17 protein-coding genes and 1 other annotated feature are annotated in these 16,369 nt (G+C 45.8%); of the genes, 14 read left to right on the top strand and 3 right to left on the bottom strand.

What is annotated here, in order from left to right; translation table 11 throughout:
- The 5 genes from CJU60_RS01835 to CJU60_RS01855 all read left to right on the top strand — a co-directional run.
- A partial coding sequence (locus CJU60_RS01835) for a cupin domain-containing protein (protein WP_141243751.1) occupies positions 1-181 on the top strand: 181 nt, incomplete at its 5' end.
- The gene (gene bacC / locus CJU60_RS01840) at positions 181-942 is read left to right on the top strand and encodes a dihydroanticapsin 7-dehydrogenase (protein ID WP_141243752.1); all 762 of its coding nucleotides are present in this window, start codon (positions 181-183) and stop codon (positions 940-942) included. The genes CJU60_RS01835 and bacC, both read left to right, overlap by 1 nt.
- A 22-nt stretch (positions 943-964) precedes the next feature.
- Complete coding sequence (gene bacD / locus CJU60_RS01845) at positions 965-2,383, top strand: alanine--anticapsin ligase (protein ID WP_095712776.1); 1,419 nt, start codon at positions 965-967, stop codon at positions 2,381-2,383.
- Entirely contained in the window at positions 2,380-3,561 is a 1,182-nt protein-coding gene (gene bacE / locus CJU60_RS01850) for a bacilysin exporter BacE (RefSeq protein ID WP_024123244.1), read from the top strand. The genes bacD and bacE overlap by 4 nt, the downstream gene beginning before the upstream one ends.
- 12 nt (positions 3,562-3,573) lie before the next feature.
- Positions 3,574-4,773 carry a transaminase BacF gene (locus CJU60_RS01855; RefSeq protein ID WP_024123243.1) on the top strand — a complete coding sequence of 400 codons (1,200 nt, stop codon included), beginning with the start codon at positions 3,574-3,576 and terminating at the stop codon, positions 4,771-4,773.
- 14 nt (positions 4,774-4,787) lie between these two features.
- Here CJU60_RS01855 and bacG read toward each other — a convergent pair whose 3' ends face one another.
- Positions 4,788-5,567, bottom strand: coding sequence for an NADPH-dependent reductase BacG (gene bacG / locus CJU60_RS01860; protein WP_095712777.1), 780 nt, complete (start codon positions 5,565-5,567; stop codon positions 4,788-4,790).
- A 132-nt stretch (positions 5,568-5,699) separates the two neighbouring features.
- The gene (gene hemQ / locus CJU60_RS01865; protein WP_003235942.1) at positions 5,700-6,464 is read right to left on the bottom strand and encodes a hydrogen peroxide-dependent heme synthase; all 765 of its coding nucleotides are present in this window, start codon (positions 6,462-6,464) and stop codon (positions 5,700-5,702) included.
- A gap of 269 nt (positions 6,465-6,733) precedes the next feature.
- Between hemQ and pta the strand changes: the two genes are divergently transcribed.
- The 4 genes from pta (at position 6,734) to CJU60_RS01885 (ending at position 10,669) form a co-directional block, all read left to right on the top strand.
- Complete coding sequence (gene pta, locus CJU60_RS01870) at positions 6,734-7,705, top strand: phosphate acetyltransferase (RefSeq protein ID WP_095712778.1); 972 nt, start codon at positions 6,734-6,736, stop codon at positions 7,703-7,705.
- A 129-nt stretch (positions 7,706-7,834) separates the two neighbouring features.
- Positions 7,835-8,734: a cysJI operon transcriptional regulator CysL gene (gene cysL, locus CJU60_RS01875; RefSeq protein WP_095712779.1), complete on the top strand. Its 900-nt coding sequence runs from the start codon at positions 7,835-7,837 to the stop codon at positions 8,732-8,734.
- Between the two features lie 47 nt (positions 8,735-8,781).
- Entirely contained in the window at positions 8,782-9,627 is an 846-nt protein-coding gene (gene lipL, locus CJU60_RS01880) for an octanoyl-[GcvH]:protein N-octanoyltransferase (RefSeq protein WP_024123239.1), read from the top strand.
- A gap of 151 nt (positions 9,628-9,778) precedes the next feature.
- On the top strand, positions 9,779-10,669 hold the full coding sequence (locus tag CJU60_RS01885; RefSeq protein ID WP_095712780.1) for a carboxylate/amino acid/amine transporter: 891 nt from the start codon (positions 9,779-9,781) through the stop codon (positions 10,667-10,669).
- 140 nt (positions 10,670-10,809) lie between these two features.
- Here the strand turns inward: CJU60_RS01885 and zapB are convergent, their stop codons facing one another.
- Positions 10,810-11,586, bottom strand: a complete 777-nt coding sequence (gene zapB, locus CJU60_RS01890) for a cell division protein ZapB (protein WP_024123236.1) — start codon at positions 11,584-11,586, stop codon at positions 10,810-10,812.
- A gap of 214 nt (positions 11,587-11,800) precedes the next feature.
- On the opposite strand from zapB, the gene CJU60_RS01895 reads away from it, so the two are divergent.
- The 5 genes from CJU60_RS01895 to CJU60_RS01915 all read left to right on the top strand — a co-directional run bounded on the left by CJU60_RS01895 (position 11,801) and on the right by CJU60_RS01915 (position 16,004).
- Positions 11,801-12,025, top strand: coding sequence for a YuzB family protein (locus tag CJU60_RS01895; RefSeq protein ID WP_024123235.1), 225 nt, complete (start codon positions 11,801-11,803; stop codon positions 12,023-12,025).
- A 161-nt stretch (positions 12,026-12,186) separates the two neighbouring features.
- Positions 12,187-13,488: an HD domain-containing protein gene (locus CJU60_RS01900; protein ID WP_024123234.1), complete on the top strand. Its 1,302-nt coding sequence runs from the start codon at positions 12,187-12,189 to the stop codon at positions 13,486-13,488.
- 36 nt (positions 13,489-13,524) lie between these two features.
- On the top strand, positions 13,525-14,025 hold the full coding sequence (locus tag CJU60_RS01905) for a YwgA family protein (protein ID WP_024123233.1): 501 nt from the start codon (positions 13,525-13,527) through the stop codon (positions 14,023-14,025).
- Between the two features lie 111 nt (positions 14,026-14,136).
- Positions 14,137-14,610 (top strand): Rrf2 family transcriptional regulator, encoded by a 474-nt coding sequence (locus tag CJU60_RS01910; protein ID WP_095712781.1) that lies wholly within the window; start codon positions 14,137-14,139, stop codon positions 14,608-14,610.
- A complete protein-coding gene (locus tag CJU60_RS01915) occupies positions 14,607-16,004 on the top strand; it encodes an MFS transporter (RefSeq protein WP_095712782.1) in 1,398 nt (465 codons plus the stop codon). Before CJU60_RS01910 ends, CJU60_RS01915 begins: the two co-directional genes overlap by 4 nt.
- Before the next feature lie 52 nt (positions 16,005-16,056).
- Positions 16,057-16,281: a binding site (T-box leader), on the top strand.
- Positions 16,282-16,369 lie beyond the last annotated feature (88 nt).

Genomic DNA, 16,369 nt, shown 5'->3' on the forward strand with positions numbered 1-16,369 from the left:
TGATATGACCGTTGAAGGCTGCACAGTGGATATGACATTCGGCACCGCCTATTTCTGTGAACCTCGTGAAGACCACGGTGCCATCAACCGTTCTGAAAAAGAATCTCAATCCATTAACATCTTCTTTCCACCGCGCTACAACAGAGCAAAAACGAAAAAGATAAAGGCGGATGAATCATAATGAACCTCATCGATAAAACCGTCCTCATAACAGGAGGCGCATCAGGCATCGGCTATGCCGCGGTTCAAGCTTTTTTGAACCAGCAGGCAAATGTGGTTGTGGCGGATATTGATGCAGCACAGGGAGAAGTCATGGTCCGGCAAGAAAATAATGACCGGCTGCACTTTGTGCAAACAGATATAACAGACGAAGCTGCCTGCCAGCACGCTGTTCAATCGGCAATCAATACATTCGGAGGATTAGATATTTTAATTAATAATGCGGGGATCGAAATCGTGGCGCCTATTCATGTGATGGAGCTGAGCGATTGGAATAAGGTGCTCCAAGTCAATCTGACAGGCATGTTTTTAATGAGCAAGCACGCACTCAAGCATATGCTGGCTGCCGGCAAGGGCAATATCATTAATACGTGCTCTGTCGGCGGAGTCGTGGCATGGCCTGATATCCCGGCATATAACGCCAGCAAAGGCGGCGTGTTGCAGCTGACAAGGTCAATGGCTGTTGATTACGCCAAACATCAAATCCGCGTTAATTGTGTATGTCCGGGGATTATTGATACGCCGTTAAATGAGAAATCCTTTATGGAAAATAATGAAGGCACACTTGAAGAAATCAAGAAAGAAAAGGCGAAGGTGAATCCGATGCTAAAACTCGGAAAACCTGAAGAAATAGCAAACGTTATGCTGTTTTTAGCCTCTGATTTATCAAGCTACATGACCGGAAGCGCCATCACCGCAGACGGAGGATATACCGCACAATAGAGAGAGAAGGAGTGTTTTACATATGGAGAGAAAAACAGTTTTGGTTATCGCTGATCTTGGAGGCTGCCCGCCGCATATGTTTTATCAAAGCGCTGCTGAAAAATATAACCTGGTCAGCTTTATTCCGAGACCATTTGCCATTACAGCTTCCCATGCGGCACTTATTGAAAAATACTCGGTCGCGGTCATAAAGGATAAAGATTATTTTCAGAGTATCACAGATTTCGAGCATCCCGATTCCATTTACTGGGCGCATGAGGATCATGACAAACCCGAAGAAGAGGTAGTCGAGCAAATCGTCAAGGTTGCCGAAATGTTTGGAGCGGAAGCCATCACAACAAACAATGAATTATTCATCGCTCCGATGGCGAAAGCCTGTAAACGTCTCGGCTTAAGAGGAGCGGGTGTACAAGCTGCCGAAAATGCCAGAGATAAAAATAAAATGAGGGCAGCGTTTAATAAAGCCGGGGTCAAAACAATCAAAAACAAACGGGTCACAACCCTTGAAGATTTCCGCTCCGCGCTGAAAGAGATCGGCACGCCGCTCATCTTAAAACCGACATACTTGGCGAGTTCAATCGGCGTGACGCTGATTACGGACACCAAAACAGCAGAAGCCGAGTTTAACAGAGTGAATGACTACCTGAAATCCATTAATGTGCCGAAGGCGGTTACGTTTGAAGCCCCGTTTATTGCGGAGGAATTTTTACAGGGAGAATACCCGGACTGGTATCAAACCGAGGGATACTCCGACTATATCAGCATAGAAGGGATCATGGCGGATGGAGAATATTTTCCAGTCGCGATTCATGACAAAACACCGCAAATCGGATTTACGGAAACCTCGCATATCACGCCGTCCATCTTGGATGATGAAGCGAAAAAGATCATTATTGAAGCGGCCAAAAAAGCAAATGAAGGGCTTGGGCTGGAAAACTGCGCGACACATACAGAAATCAAGTTAATGAAAAATAGAGAAGCCGGTTTAATAGAGTCTGCGGCCAGGTTCGCCGGATGGAATATGATTCCGAATATTAAAAAGGTCTTCGGCGTCGACATGGCGCAATTATTGCTGGATGTTCTCTGTTTCGGAAAAGACGCCGATCTTCCGGATGGATTGCTGGAGCAAGAACCTTGCTATATCGCCGACTGTCATTTGTACCCGGAGCATTTCAAACAAAACGGGCAGCTTCCTGAAGCGGCGGAGGATATGATCATTGAATCCATCAACATTCCGGATGGGCTGCTGAAAGGAGATACGGAACTTGTTTCTTTCTCGGCTGCGGCACCAGGTACGTCTGTTGATTTGCGCCTTTTTGAAGCCTTCAATTCCATTGCCGCATTTGAACTGAAAGGAAGCAATTCCCAGGATGTAGCCGATTCAATTAAACACATCCAGCAGCATGCAAAGCTGACTGCGAAGTATGTGCTGCCGGTATGAAACAGTTAAAGCCAAATTCTAAATACTTGCTTTACGGGCAGGCGCTTTCGTTTATGGGAGACTATTGTGTTCTCCCGGCCCTGCTCATTTTGTCTACATATTATCACGATTATTGGGTGACGTCGGGAGTCATTGCGGTCAGAAGCATTCCGATGGTGTTTCAGCCGTTTTTAGGGGTGCTCGTTGACCGATTGGACAGAATTAAAATTATGCTGTGGACGGATGTCATCAGGGGCATCATCTTTTTGGGGCTCACCTTTCTCCCAAAAGGCGAGTATCCGCTGGTTTTTCTGGCCCTGCTGTTTGTCTCTTACGGGAGCGGCGTATTTTTTAATCCGGCGCGTCTCGCGGTCATGTCTTCTCTGGAATCAGATATTAAAAATATCAATACCTTATTCGCTAAAGCCACGACCATTTCTATCATTGTCGGGGCGGCCGCCGGAGGGTTATTCCTGTTAGCCGGGTCTGTAGAGATGGCTGTTGCCTTTAACGGTGTGACATACCTGGTTTCAGCGTTTTTTATCAGGCGAATTAAGCTGCAATTTGTCCCGATTCAGTCTGAAAATATAAAAGAAGCCTTTCAGTCTTTTAAAGAAGGGCTGAAGGAAATCAAAACCAATTCATTCGTGTTAAACGCCATGTTTACGATGATTACGATGGCAATGCTTTGGGGGATCGTGTACAGCTATTTTCCGATTGTCAGCCGCTTTTTGGGTGACGGGGAGATCGGCAACTTTATCCTTACCTTCTGCATCGGCTTCGGCGGTTTCATCGGAGCGGCGCTTGTCAGCAAGTGGGGCTTTAACAACAATAAAGGCTTGATGTACTTTACCATTTTATCAATCGTCTCGCTGGCGCTGTTTTTATTCACGCCCATTTTCGCTGTATCTGTCATTGCTGCCATTCTCTTTTTCATCGCCATGGAATATGGGGAAGTGCTTGCAAAGGTTAAAGTTCAGGAAAACGCGGCGAACCAGATTCAAGGGCGTATTTTTTCGGTGGCTGAAGCGTCCATTGGCTTGTGCATTTCGATAGGTTCCATGCTTATCAACGTGTTAGAGGCTCCTGTCATCATGGGGCTGATTGTTATCATGGTAAGCGGTTTGTTTTTGCATACAAAGCTGGTGAACAAGTCTTTTTTGGAACGGGATAAAAAAACTGAGCAAATTCACTTATAAGGAGTCTTTCAGATGGAAATAACACCGTCCGACGTCATCAAGACACTTCCAAGGCAAGAATTTTCTCTCGTTTTTCAAAAGGTAAAAGAAATGGAAAAAACGGGGGCGCAAGTCATTAATCTTGGACAGGGGAACCCTGACCTTCCTACTCCGCCGCATATCGTGCAGGCATTGCAGGAGGCGGCTGTGAACCCTTCTTTCCACGGGTATGGGCCATTCAGAGGCTATCCCTTTCTGAAGGAAGCGATTGCCGCTTTCTATAAAAGAGAATACGGAGTGACAATCAATCCTGAAACAGAAGTGGCGCTCTTTGGCGGGGGAAAAGCAGGCTTGTATGTTTTGACACAATGCCTGCTCAATCCGGGAGATATCGCTTTGGTCCCGAACCCGGGCTACCCTGAATACCTTTCGGGTATTACAATGGCAAGAGCAGAGCTGCACGAAATGCCGCTGCACGCAGAAAACGGCTATCTGCCTGACTTTGAGAAAATAGATCCCGCTGTGTTACAAAAAGCGAAGCTGATGTTTTTGAACTATCCGAATAACCCGACGGGAGCTGTGGCGGATGCGGCTTTTTATGCAAAAGCGGCCGCATTTGCAAAAGAGCACCAGATTCATTTGATCCATGACTTTGCGTACGGCGCATTTGAGTTTGATAAAAAACCGGCCAGCTTCCTGCAGGCGGAGGACTCAAAAACTGTGGGCGCGGAGCTTTATTCGTTTTCAAAAACATTTAACATGGCCGGCTGGAGAATGGCGTTTGCCGTCGGAAATGAAAAGATCATTCAAGCGGTCAATGAATTTCAGGATCACGTCTTTGTCGGCATGTTCGGCGGACTGCAGCAGGCGGCCAGTGCGGCGCTGTCTGGAGATCCGGAACAAACAGATCGCTTGAAACGCATCTATGCGGAACGGATTGACTTTTTTACGGAGCTATGTGAAAAAGAACTGGGCTGGAAGATAGAAAAACCAAAAGGAACATTTTATGTATGGGCTGAAATTCCAAAAATGTTTGAGTCTTCTCATCAATTCTCTGACTACCTGCTGGAGCAGGCCCATGTTGTCGTAACGCCGGGCGAGATTTTCGGCAGCAACGGAAAACGTCATGTCAGAATATCAATGGTATCGAAGCAGGAGGATCTGCGGGAATTTGTCATGCGGATTCAAAAGCTGAACCTGCCGTTTGCCTCATTAGAAGAAGTATCCCGCTAAAAAGCGGGATTTTTTTATATGCTTTTCATGCTGCCGCCGTCAGCAGAAATTTGCTGCCCGGTGATATAGGAGGCTTCCTCGGAAGCGAGAAACGCGGCGAGCGCTGCGGTTTCTTCGGCTGATCCGACCCGTTTCATCGGGATGCCAGAAGCAATCTGTTCTACGGCTTCTTGTTTGGATATGCTGTTCTTTTCCATCACATTCTTCACAAATTGATGGTAACGGTCTGTAGCGATAAAACCAGGATTCAGGCAGTTGACAGTAATATTGTGAGGAGCAAGCTGAATGGAAATATTTTTACTGGCGTTAATTAAAGCGGCATTCATCATGCTGTTTGTAAACATATTGGCGCCGGGTTCTTTCCACAGATTTCCGACAATGTTGATGATTCTGCCAAACTCGTTTTGTTTCATCAGAGAGGCGGCATGCTTGATAGCGTCAATATAGGCAACGGTTTTCTGTGTGAACGTGGCCGTCATATCCTCTATATTACAGTTATCAAATGTGTCAGGCGCGCCGCCCGGGATATTATTAATCAGAACATCAAGCCGTCCGCATTGAGATTCAATTTCTTTAAAAATCTCCTCTCTCGTTTGCTGGTCAGACATATCACCCGCAAGGACAATGACACTCGCTTCAGGATGCTTGGCCAAAATGTCTTCTTTGACAGATTCAATATTGTCCAAGACTCGCGAATTGATGACGACGGTAAAATGCTGGTCTGCTAATTTTAGAGCAATTGCTTTTCCGATCCCTTGACTGGCTCCCATAATAAATGCGGTTCGTTTTGACAAATAACTGCACCCCTTTGAAAAAATTGGATTATTATCTACATCGTAAAAAAAAACGGATAAAATAGCAAATTTTATTTAAATTCTGACAAAGAGGAATCGAAAAACTCCCGCCAGCTGCGGCGGGAGGAGAAATTATACATATAGGAATTGAGGAAGTGTATCAAGCGAAAGGCGGTTGCCCACAAAGAACGAGCCAAATTCGCCGTAGCGCGCGCTGACTTCGTCAAAACGCATTTCATATACAAGCTTTTTGAATTGAAGCACATCATCACTGAACAGCGTAACTCCCCATTCGTAATCGTCAAAGCCGACTGAACCTGTGATGATCTGTTTCACTTTGCCAGCATAGCTGCGTCCGATTAAGCCGTGGCTTCTCATCAAGTTTCTTCGTTCTTCCATAGAAAGCATGTACCAGTTGTCATTGCCGGATCTTCTTTTATCCATTGGATAGAAGCATACATATTTTGATTCCGGCAGTTCAGGGTAAAGGCGCGCACGTACATGCGGATTTTCATACGGGTCGCCGTCGCCGCTCGCCAAATAGTTGCTCAGTTCAACAACTGACACGTAGGAGTAAGCCGGAATGGTGAACTCAGCAAGTCTTGATTTGTTGAATTCGAGCTCAATTTCATTTAATTCTTCCATTGTAGGGCGAAGAATCATCAGCATAAAATCAGCTTTTTGGCCAACAATGCTGTAAAGGGTTTGTGAGCCTTTCCCTTCTTTTTGGGCGACTCCCCATTTTTCAAGCAATCCTGTAAATTCATGAATGATAGACTGGCGCTCATCACTGGACAGCAGCTTCCAGGAAGTCCAGTCCATTGTGCGGAAATCATGAAGCGCATACCAGCCGTCCAGCGTTTTTGCCGCTTCATTTGTCATTTGCTGTTCACTCATTTATCTTCACTCCTATTATCTTTTCGTTAATGCCTTCACTATATCATAGTTTATCCGATTCTACTGTGGAGAAACCTTGAACATCCGATTCGTATATCTCCTCAAAAATAAGAGAATATATAAGGAAAGAATCAGTTGCTTAAATTAGTTAGAAAAATAAGATTTTTTGATGAAAGCGCTATAATAAAAGTTGGCTGTTTGAATTTGACTGGAAGAAGAGTATGCTAGTAAAAGAAAGCGTTTTTGTAACTTTTTGAGGAGGGTTTATTGTGGCAGATTTATTTTCAACAGTGCAAGAAAAAGTAGCTGGAAAAGGCGTTAAAATTGTATTTCCTGAAGGCTTGGACGAACGTATTTTAGTTGCGGTCAGCAAGCTTGCAGAAAATAAAGTGCTGAATCCAATTGTGATCGGCAATGAAAATGAGATCCAAGCAAAAGCAAAAGAACTGAATGTGACGCTTGACGGCGTTGATATTTATGATCCTCATACATATGAAGGCATGGAAGATCTTGTACAGGCATTCGTGGAACGCCGCAAAGGCAAAGCAACAGAAGAACAGGCTCGAAAAGCGCTCTTAGACGAGAACTACTTCGGCACAATGCTTGTGTACAAAGGCCTTGCAGCGGGTCTTGTGAGCGGAGCGGCTCATTCAACTGCCGACACTGTCCGTCCGGCTCTTCAAATCATCAAAACAAAAGAAGGCGTGAAAAAGACTTCAGGCGTCTTCATCATGGCACGCGGCGATGAGCAGTACGTATTCGCAGATTGCGCGATCAACATTGCACCTGACAGCCAAGATCTTGCGGAAATCGCAATCGAAAGCGCCAATACGGCAAAAATGTTCGACATTGATCCTCGCGTAGCAATGCTCAGCTTCTCTACAAAAGGCTCAGCAAAATCTGATGAAACAGAAAAAGTAGCGGATGCTGTGAAAATCGCGAAAGAAAAAGCGCCTGAATTAACGCTTGACGGCGAATTCCAATTTGACGCTGCATTCGTTCCATCTGTAGCTGAGAAAAAAGCGCCGGATTCCGAGATCAAAGGAGACGCGAACGTATTCGTATTCCCAAGCTTGGAAGCAGGAAACATCGGCTACAAAATTGCTCAGCGTTTAGGCAACTTTGAAGCTGTAGGACCAATCCTGCAAGGCTTAAATATGCCTGTTAACGATCTTTCAAGAGGTTGTAACGCTGAAGATGTTTACAATCTTGCATTAATTACAGCGGCACAAGCACTGTAAGAAAAGCGATGGCAGCTCTCTCGCAGAGGGCTGCTTTTTTTGCGCCTTCTTTACCAGGACAGATGATATGAGTAAAATAAAGAAAACTGATCATCATTATAAATCTTATTCATGACAGGGGTGGGGCCTTTGTATTACGACGTGCTGAAAACCTTTATCGCGGTGGTGGAAGAAAAAAACTTCACAAAAGCAGCAGAAAAGCTGATGATTTCCCAGCCTAGCGTCAGTCTGCATATTAAAAATCTTGAAAAAGAATTTCAAACGGCTCTGCTGAATCGGTCGCCGAAGCATTTTACGACAACACCGACAGGGGACATTTTGTATCAAAGGGCAAAGCAAATGGTATTTCTCTACGAGCAGGCCAAGGCTGAAATTTACGCGCACCATCATTATGTAAAAGGTGAATTGAAAATAGCCGCCAGTTTTACAATCGGAGAGTATATTCTTCCGCCGCTTCTTGCCCAGCTGCAAAAGCTGTATCCTGAGCTGAATCTGGACGTCATGATTGGCAATACAAAGGAGGTAAGCGAACGTGTCCGAATGCTTCAGGCTGATATCGGGCTGATTGAAGGACATACGGACGAGAATGAACTGGAAATTGAACCGTTTATGGAGGATGAAATGTGCATCGCAGCGCCAAACCAGCATCCGCTTGCCGGAAAAAGAGACATTTCAATCAGGAATTTGCAAAATGAAGCGTGGGTGACAAGGGAAAAAGGCTCCGGCACAAGGGAATATCTCGATCATGTGCTCAGCTCGAACGGACTGCGGCCGAAGTCGATGTTCACCATCAGCAGCAATCAAGGGGTAAAAGAAGCGGTGATCAGCGGCATGGGTTTATCGGTCTTATCAAGAAGCGTGCTGCATAAGGATTTGATCCACCGTGACATTTCAATTCTCCACATTAAAAATTTCTCATTAAAGCGCAAGCTGTCTTATATTCATTCTCCTCTCATGGAGAATACAAAAAATAAAGAAATTTTCATTACGATGCTGAAAAGCAATTTTCAATCATCACGGCTGAAATGATATAATAGGTTTCGTTCATAAGCCTAACATGAAAGGGTTTTACATAGATGGCAAACCAACCGATTGATTTACTGATGCAGCCGACATGGAGAGTCATTGACCAATCCAGTCTCGGCCCTTTATTTGACGCGAAGCAATCCTTCGCTATGGACGATACGTTGTGCGCCTCTGTAGGAAAAGGCGTGTCGCCGGCGACAGCACGCTCTTGGGTGCACCACGACACGATTGTCCTCGGTATTCAGGATACGCGGCTCCCGTTTTTGCAGGACGGCATTGCCCTGCTCGAAAATGAGGGATACCGCGTCATCGTCCGCAATTCCGGCGGTCTTGCTGTTGTTTTGGATGAAGGCGTTTTAAATATTTCTCTCATATTCGAGGACCAAAAGAAGGGCATCGATATAGACAGAGGATACGAAGCAATGGTGGAACTGATGAAACGGATGCTTAAGCCGTACGGGGCAAAGATTGAAGCCTATGAAATTGAGGGCTCCTATTGTCCAGGCAGCTATGATCTCAGCATTGACGGCAAAAAGTTCGCCGGCATTTCTCAAAGACGTCTTCGCGGCGGTGCAGCCGTTCAAATTTATCTCTGTGCAGATAAAAGCGGCAGCGAGAGGGCAGATCTGATCAGACGATTCTATCAAGCCGCCCTGAAGGATAAACAGAACGACAAAAAAGGCGTCTACCCGGATATACGTCCGGAAACCATGGCATCGTTAAGTGAGCTTCTGCATACCGATATCTCCGTACAGGATTTAATGCTTGCTTTGCTTACGGAATTAAAAGCGTTAAGCACCCACCTCTACTCAGCCGGACTGTCCATTGACGAGGAATTGGAATTTGAGAAAAATCTTGTCCGGATGGCAGAACGGAATGAAAAGGTGTTTGGATGAACGCCATTTGCATGTCAGCCGATACGGCTGGCATGCTTTTTTTTCGCCTATCATCTTGTTTTCAGATAAATCTTTCTTATAAACAGAAAACAATTACAGCAAAAAAAGCGATAAAATAACAGCAGCATCTGCATACAAAGGGGAGAGGCAAATGAAAGGGAATGTTTACAGCCTGTTTGTGCTGATCGCGGCTTTTTTCTGGGGAACAACCGGCACTGTTCAGGCGCTGGCTCCAGAAAGCGCCACTCCGCTGGCATTCGGAGCGGTCAGATTATTGGTAGGCGGCAGCGCCATGCTTCTTGTGGTCTGGATCAGCCGAGAGCTTCACGTGAAAAATTGGTCTTGGCCGCCCGTGTTTTTAGCAGCGATTTGTATGGCCTGTTATCAGCCGCTTTTTTTCACCGCCGTAAAAGAAACAGGGATTGCGGTTGGGACAGTGATTGCCATCGGCAGTGCGCCTATTATTGCCGGGAGCTTAGAGTGGGCCGTTTTGAAAAAACGTCCGCGAAATTCCTGGTGGATTGCAACTGTATTGGCTTTGGCGGGATGCTGGCTCCTGTTTTCAGACGGCTCCAATGTTCGGATTGATGTGTCAGGGGTTCTCATGGCGATTGGAGCAGGTGCATCTTTTGCGGGTTATACCTTGATCAGTAAATCAATGATGAAAACACAGCCGCCGAGAGCTACCTCAGCTGTTGTCTTTATGCTCAGCGCCATATTGCTGATGCCGCTATTGTGGCAGTCGGATCTCTCTTGGATGCTGACCCCAAAAGGATGGGGAACGAGCCTTTATATCGGGGTAATTGCGACATGCGCGGCCTACTTTTTGTTTGCAAAAGGGCTCACCGGCGTTCCGGCTTCGGCAGCGGTTACACTGTCCCTGGCTGAGCCGCTGACCGCCTCATTGCTGGGCGTGTTTTTCATAGGTGAAATGCTTTCTCTTTCCTCATGGCTCGGCATCGTGCTGATGATGTTAGGGCTTCTGGTCATTTCAGGGGCGCCTCGCAAGCAAAAGCCAGCTGAAGCGGCTCATGTGTCTTAATAGATTAGCATAAGCTTGGGCTCATTTTACAAGAATAACGGAGCCGCCGCAAAAACAGAAAATCCTCTTTTCTAAAAGAAAAAGGGGATTTTTTAATGGCAAAACCCCAAAACAGGACATCGTTTTGGGGTTTTTAAAAGCTATTCCGCCATTTTTTCTAAATTTCCGTTCCGGTCCATTTTGAAGGACGGAGAGGCATGTTCATCATCTTCAAATAAAACTAGTTTTCTGGCTCTATTCATGATTTTTACCAAGGTTTCATAATCTTCCTGGATCGTTTTTTGATCTTTTTCAAGTTTTTGAACTTCTGCTTCCAGCTGTTCTGTTTTGCTTTGTAATTCTTGATTTTCTTTCTTTAAACGCTCATTTTCCATTTTTAAAGCTGAGGATTGCTCATGATTGCCTTCGTAATTCTGCAGGAATCTGATGACATCATTCATCGTCATCTCAGGCGCAGACGTTTGAGGAGACAATAAGTGTGATAGACTAGCTAACTCTTCCTTAAAGCTGTCATCCACAAAAGGCATGTGCTCGCCTGACATCAAAGCCTGCTTCTCATTTTCGGCAGTCGGGGTTTCAGGTTTCACCTGCTCCTCCTGCACTGCAGTTTCTTGAATTGTTTCGGGATCAACCGCAGGAGGCTGATATAGCAGTCTTTTCTTCGCTGGCTGCCCGTTTCCGAGGGCTCTCATGCGCTGTTTTCGCTGTTTTTTTGCAAGCTGAAGCGCTTTTTCATATTGATGGCGCACCACCGCGTTCCATCTGAATCCGCAGGCTGCGGACGTCCGATTTAATTTATCGCCGACCTCTTCAAAGGCATTCAGCTGAGTGCTGCCTTCTCTTACATGCCGAAGCACGGTTTCGGCTAAAAGCAAATCATTTTCTTCTGACCAAGCGTCCTGGCGCTGTTTTGTCATTTATCTCAACTCCCATTTTTCTTTTCATGATATTAGAATGTCCAGATTGGAAAATATTTATACAAATTGGCTGGAAGAATAGGAGATACGGAGGCTGAAGCGGCTTGCAGGAACAGTCGAATCCTTGTACAATGAGGAGTGATGTGATTTTTTCGACAAAGCGATTTTAGGTTTAAAACATAGATGAACATAGAAATGAAGGGAAGCGTACGTCATGGCTAATGAATTTCGAGTGTGTGATGATTGCCAAGCCACTAATATCAAAACATTGCTGCCGCGTTTAAAAGAAGTAGACCCGGACGCAAAGGTTGAGGTAGGGTGCCAATCTTATTGCGGGCCCGGACGGAAAAAATCGTTTGCTTTTGTAAACAATCGCCCGCTGTCAGCTCCGACAGAGGATGAGCTGATTGACAAAGTGAAAAAGAAATTAAAAAAGTAAAAACATATTTTTTCATAGCCTCGGCCCTCTGGTCAGGCTTTTTTGCTTCACATCATGTGATTTTCGGAAAGATGGAACAAATCGCCGGACAAATTCAAGGATGTTTTCAAAGAATAGAGTCGATATAATAGAATCACGGCTAAAAAAAAGAGGGAATGACGATGGCGTATCCAAATGGAAAATTATCAGAAGAAAAAGTGTTTAAAGATCCGGTGCACCGCTATGTTCATGTACGGGACAAGCTGATATGGGATCTGATCGGAACCCGCGAATTTCAGCGTCTCCGCAGAATCAAGCAGCTCGGCACGACGTATTTGACGTTCCATGGCGCTGAGCACAGCCGGTTCAACCATTCTCTCGGTGTCTACGAAATTGTCAGGAGAATGGTTGATGATGTCTTTAAAGGCCGTCCTGAATGGGATGACAGTGAGCGCGAACTCTGCTTGTCCGCGGCGCTGCTTCATGATCTCGGGCACGGGCCGTTCTCGCATTCATTTGAAAAAGTCTTTCATCTTGACCACGAAGATTTTACAAGAGATATCATTTTGGGAGACACAGAGGTTAATCAGGTGCTCAGAAAGGTGAGCCCGCGTTTCCCGCAGGATGTTGCTGAAGTCATTGCCAAAACATATAAAAACAAACAAGTGGTCAGCCTGATTTCGAGTCAGATTGACGCGGACCGCATGGATTATCTGCAGCGCGACGCTTACTATACGGGCGTCAGCTACGGCCATTTTGACATGGAGCGGATTCTCCGGGTGATGCGCCCGCGTGAGGATCAAATCGTCATTAAACAAAGCGGAATGCACGCTGTAGAAGACTATATTATGAGCCGCTACCAAATGTACTGGCAGGTCTATTTCCACCCTGTGACGAGAAGTGCGGAGGTTATTTTAACGAAGATTCTCCACAGAGCGAAGCAGCTCCATGATGAAGGTTATGTGTTCACACATGCTCCGGTTCATTTCTATTCTATTTTTGAAGGGAAACTGACGCTGGAGGATTATTTGAGGCTGGATGAATCTATTATTTTGTATTATTTCCAGGCATGGGAGGATGAAGAAGACCCGATTTTATCCGATTTGTGCCGCAGATTCATTAACCGCCAGCTGTTCCAATACGTTGAATTTAATCCGAATGAAGAGATGTCGGCCTATTTTGAGCTGACCTCATTATTCAAAGAGGCTGGAATCGATCCGAGCTATTATTTGGTCGTGGATTCTTCTTCAGATCTGCCATACGATTTTTACCGTCCAGGAGAGGAAGAGGAGCGTTTGCCGATCCATCTCTTGACGCAAAACGGTCAAATCAAAGAGCTGTCCAGACAGTCGGCCATTGTGGAATCCATCTCCGGTAAGCGGCGGACGGACCACAAGCTGTACTATCCGAAGGACCTGATTTATGACGGCTCTGAACACCCGGAAGCGAAAATGAAAATCCGGCAGCTGCTGGGACTGACATAGAAATTGGTAAAGAAGGAAAAAGGAGATGTCGGGAATTTGTTGAAAGAACATGCAAAACTGATGAAGGTGTTCTCGGATTCTGGAGAAATCATCGGGCGAAAGAAGCTGCAAAAAATGATTTATATTGCGAAGAAAATGCAGTTTCCTTTCTATGAGAAATATGATTTTCACTTTTACGGGCCGTATTCGGAGGAACTGACGCTCCAAATTGAAGAGCTGTGCAACCTTGGATTCCTGCATGAGGTAAAGGAAAAAAAGGGCGGCTACTTTCAATACCGTTATTCGCTGACAGAGACGGGCTCCGCGTTTTTAGACCACGCCGATCTTGATATGCCTGATATCAAGCACTATATTGACAGTGTAAACAACCGTTCATCTCGGTTTTTAGAGCTGGTCTCCACGATTCTTTACTTTGACGGGCTTGAGGCTGAGGAAAAGAAAGAGAAGGTATTTACCATCAAAAGCAAGCAAAAGTATACCAATGAAGAATATGACGAAGCGCTTCAATACATAGAAGAGCTGAAGCAGATTTGTTAACCATATCAAGCAAAAGAAATGAATCGTTTCTTTTGCTTTTTTTATTGACAAAACCTGCTAATGGATCTATTGTGGATAATAGTTATCCATAATGAACCGGGAGGGAACATAATGAAAATGAAATCGGGAATGGAGCAGGGAGTTTCTGTGCTTTTGTTACTGTCACGGCTGCCCGTGCAGGCTTCTTTAACATCAGAGGCGATCAGCCAGCGCTTGCACATGTCTCCGTCATATCTGAAAAAGCTGATGAGAACTTTGGTGCAGGCTGGTTTGGCTGAGTCTATACCAGGTACGAAGGGAGGCTTTACGATTACGAAGCCATTGACGGATATTACCCTCTATGATGTCTATCAAGCTGTTGAAGGAAGAGGCTCCATGTATCAAGGAAAAGGCCTTTTGCCATCTGTATTTGAGAGCGGAGATCCCTGTGTGCTGGAGACGGTAATGGGGGATATTGAGGATAAATGGTCTTCGCTCATGAAGGAAGAAACCTTGCAGGGTGTCATGAACAGAATCGGTAAACTTTATGACCTCGAAAAAATCGATGATTGGATACATCATCAGCTGAAAGGGCAATGGCAATGAAAAACAGCGGGCCTTTACATCAATCAGGATCAACAGGCATCTCAGTGTTAATCGTGCTCGCTCTCGGTTTTCTGATGGCTACGCTTGATGTGACCGTGGTGAATGTTGCAATTGCTGATATGAAAAACGTTCTTTCCCTTTCAATTTCAGGTGTGACGTGGGTTGTAGACGGGTACATGCTTACATTTGCTTCGCTTCTGCTGGCCGGCGGTGCGCTGGCTGACCGTTACGGCTCAAAGACCATTTATATGCTGGGTTTGGGCGTTTTTGTTCTTGCCTCATGTCTATGCGCTGTAGCAGCAAATGGCCAAATGCTGATCGCAGGTCGACTGTTGCAGGGACTTGGCGCGGCTTTGTTTATGCCGAGTTCACTCAGCCTTTTGGCTGCCTCTTACCCCGATGAACGGGTGCGGGCCAAAATGTTTGGCTTGTGGGCCGCTCTCGTCTCCGCCGCCTCCGGACTGGGGCCTTTTATCGGCGGTGTTCTGGTGAATGCCGCAGGGTGGCAGAGTATTTTTCTGATCAATGTGCCATTAGGGGTTGCGGCGCTTATTTGCGCCTATCGAACGCTCAGCAGTTTCCCGGGAAATGGCAGCCGGGTGAATATCACAGGGCATCTGCTTGGAATGGCGGCTCTCGGATTTCTTTCATTTGCGCTGATACAGGGCGCTTCAATAGGCTGGAGTTCGCTCACCATTCTCGGTGCTTTCGCTGCGGCGGTTTTGGCGTTTGTGCTTTTTCTTCTGAGAGAAATTTTTTCGGCAACATCTATTCTTCCTGCGTCATTATATAAGAATGGACGTTTCTCGGCAGCGCAGTTCGTTGGGTTTTTGCTGAATTTTGCTCTTTTCGGCGGTATGTTTATGCTAAGTCTATTTTTGCAGGAAGCAAGAGGCGCAAGTTCCTTTTTAGCGGGAGTCGAACTATTGCCGATGATGGCTGTCTTTGTGGTCGGAAATCTGCTGTTTGCCCGGCTGGCGAACCGTTTTGAAGCGGGGCTTCTTATGTTTGTTTCAATGGCTGTCAGCTGCATCATGGCATTGCTGTTATTTGTCATGGTTTCTCCGGATTTGCCTTACTGGCAGCTTGCGGTTCTGACATCTGCCATGAATCTTGGTGTTGGCATTACGGTTCCTGCCATGACGGCTGTGATTATGAAGACAGCGGGACAGGAGCATGCCAATATCGCAGGAGCAGCTTTAAATGCCAACCGGCAAATCGGGGCATTGGTTGGCGTAGCGGTTTCCGGAGTGGTCATTCATCTGTCCGCCACTTGGTACACCGGAGCTGGGTTTACGTTTTTGATGATGGGCGCGGCATACAGTCTGGCCGCATTCCTTGTGTGGCGGTTTCTGACTTTTCATAAAGAAACGTCCGCTTCCGCATCATCTTAAAATCGTCCATTGTCTTTTCAAGGAATATATAGTAAGATATATGAAATTATTCAAACAGGCACTGATAAGGACACGAGATGCTTTTTACGGTTTCCAGAGAGGGAAGGATCAGCTGAAACCTTCCTAACGCAGAGAAAGCAGCTTACCGCCTTTGAGCCGTATCGGGGAAATTAAGTATCTGATACCGTCATGCTGCGTTACAGCACCGAGCCGACGAACATGTATGTTTGTTGGGAATTTGGGTGGAACCACGAATTTTAACACATTCGTCCCTTGCGAGGGATGGATGTGTTTTTTTATATGAGTCAATATATGCGATGAAAAGGACATGAATGATGTTTACGGTTTTCAGAGAGGGAAGAAAA

Source organism: Bacillus sp. 7705b, from assembly GCF_002289525.1.
Classification (GTDB): Bacteria; Bacillota; Bacilli; order Bacillales; family Bacillaceae; genus Bacillus; species Bacillus halotolerans.

Excerpts from the sequence above, each read along its gene's own strand:
- zapB (WP_024123236.1), bottom strand. The coding sequence starts at position 11,586 with ATGACAAAACAGCGCCAGGACGCTTGGTCAGAAGAAAATGATTTGCTT.
- CJU60_RS01900 (WP_024123234.1), top strand. The coding sequence starts at position 12,187 with ATGGCGTATCCAAATGGAAAATTATCAGAAGAAAAAGTGTTTAAAGAT.
- CJU60_RS01855 (WP_024123243.1), top strand. The coding sequence starts at position 3,574 with ATGGAAATAACACCGTCCGACGTCATCAAGACACTTCCAAGGCAAGAA.
- CJU60_RS01885 (WP_095712780.1), top strand. The coding sequence starts at position 9,779 with ATGAAAGGGAATGTTTACAGCCTGTTTGTGCTGATCGCGGCTTTTTTC.
- lipL (WP_024123239.1), top strand. The coding sequence starts at position 8,782 with ATGGCAAACCAACCGATTGATTTACTGATGCAGCCGACATGGAGAGTC.
- hemQ (WP_003235942.1), bottom strand. The coding sequence starts at position 6,464 with ATGAGTGAACAGCAAATGACAAATGAAGCGGCAAAAACGCTGGACGGC.
- CJU60_RS01895 (WP_024123235.1), top strand. The coding sequence starts at position 11,801 with ATGGCTAATGAATTTCGAGTGTGTGATGATTGCCAAGCCACTAATATC.
- bacE (WP_024123244.1), top strand. The coding sequence starts at position 2,380 with ATGAAACAGTTAAAGCCAAATTCTAAATACTTGCTTTACGGGCAGGCG.
- bacD (WP_095712776.1), top strand. The coding sequence starts at position 965 with ATGGAGAGAAAAACAGTTTTGGTTATCGCTGATCTTGGAGGCTGCCCG.
- bacC (WP_141243752.1), top strand. The coding sequence starts at position 181 with ATGAACCTCATCGATAAAACCGTCCTCATAACAGGAGGCGCATCAGGC.
- CJU60_RS01915 (WP_095712782.1), top strand. The coding sequence starts at position 14,607 with ATGAAAAACAGCGGGCCTTTACATCAATCAGGATCAACAGGCATCTCA.
- CJU60_RS01910 (WP_095712781.1), top strand. The coding sequence starts at position 14,137 with ATGAAAATGAAATCGGGAATGGAGCAGGGAGTTTCTGTGCTTTTGTTA.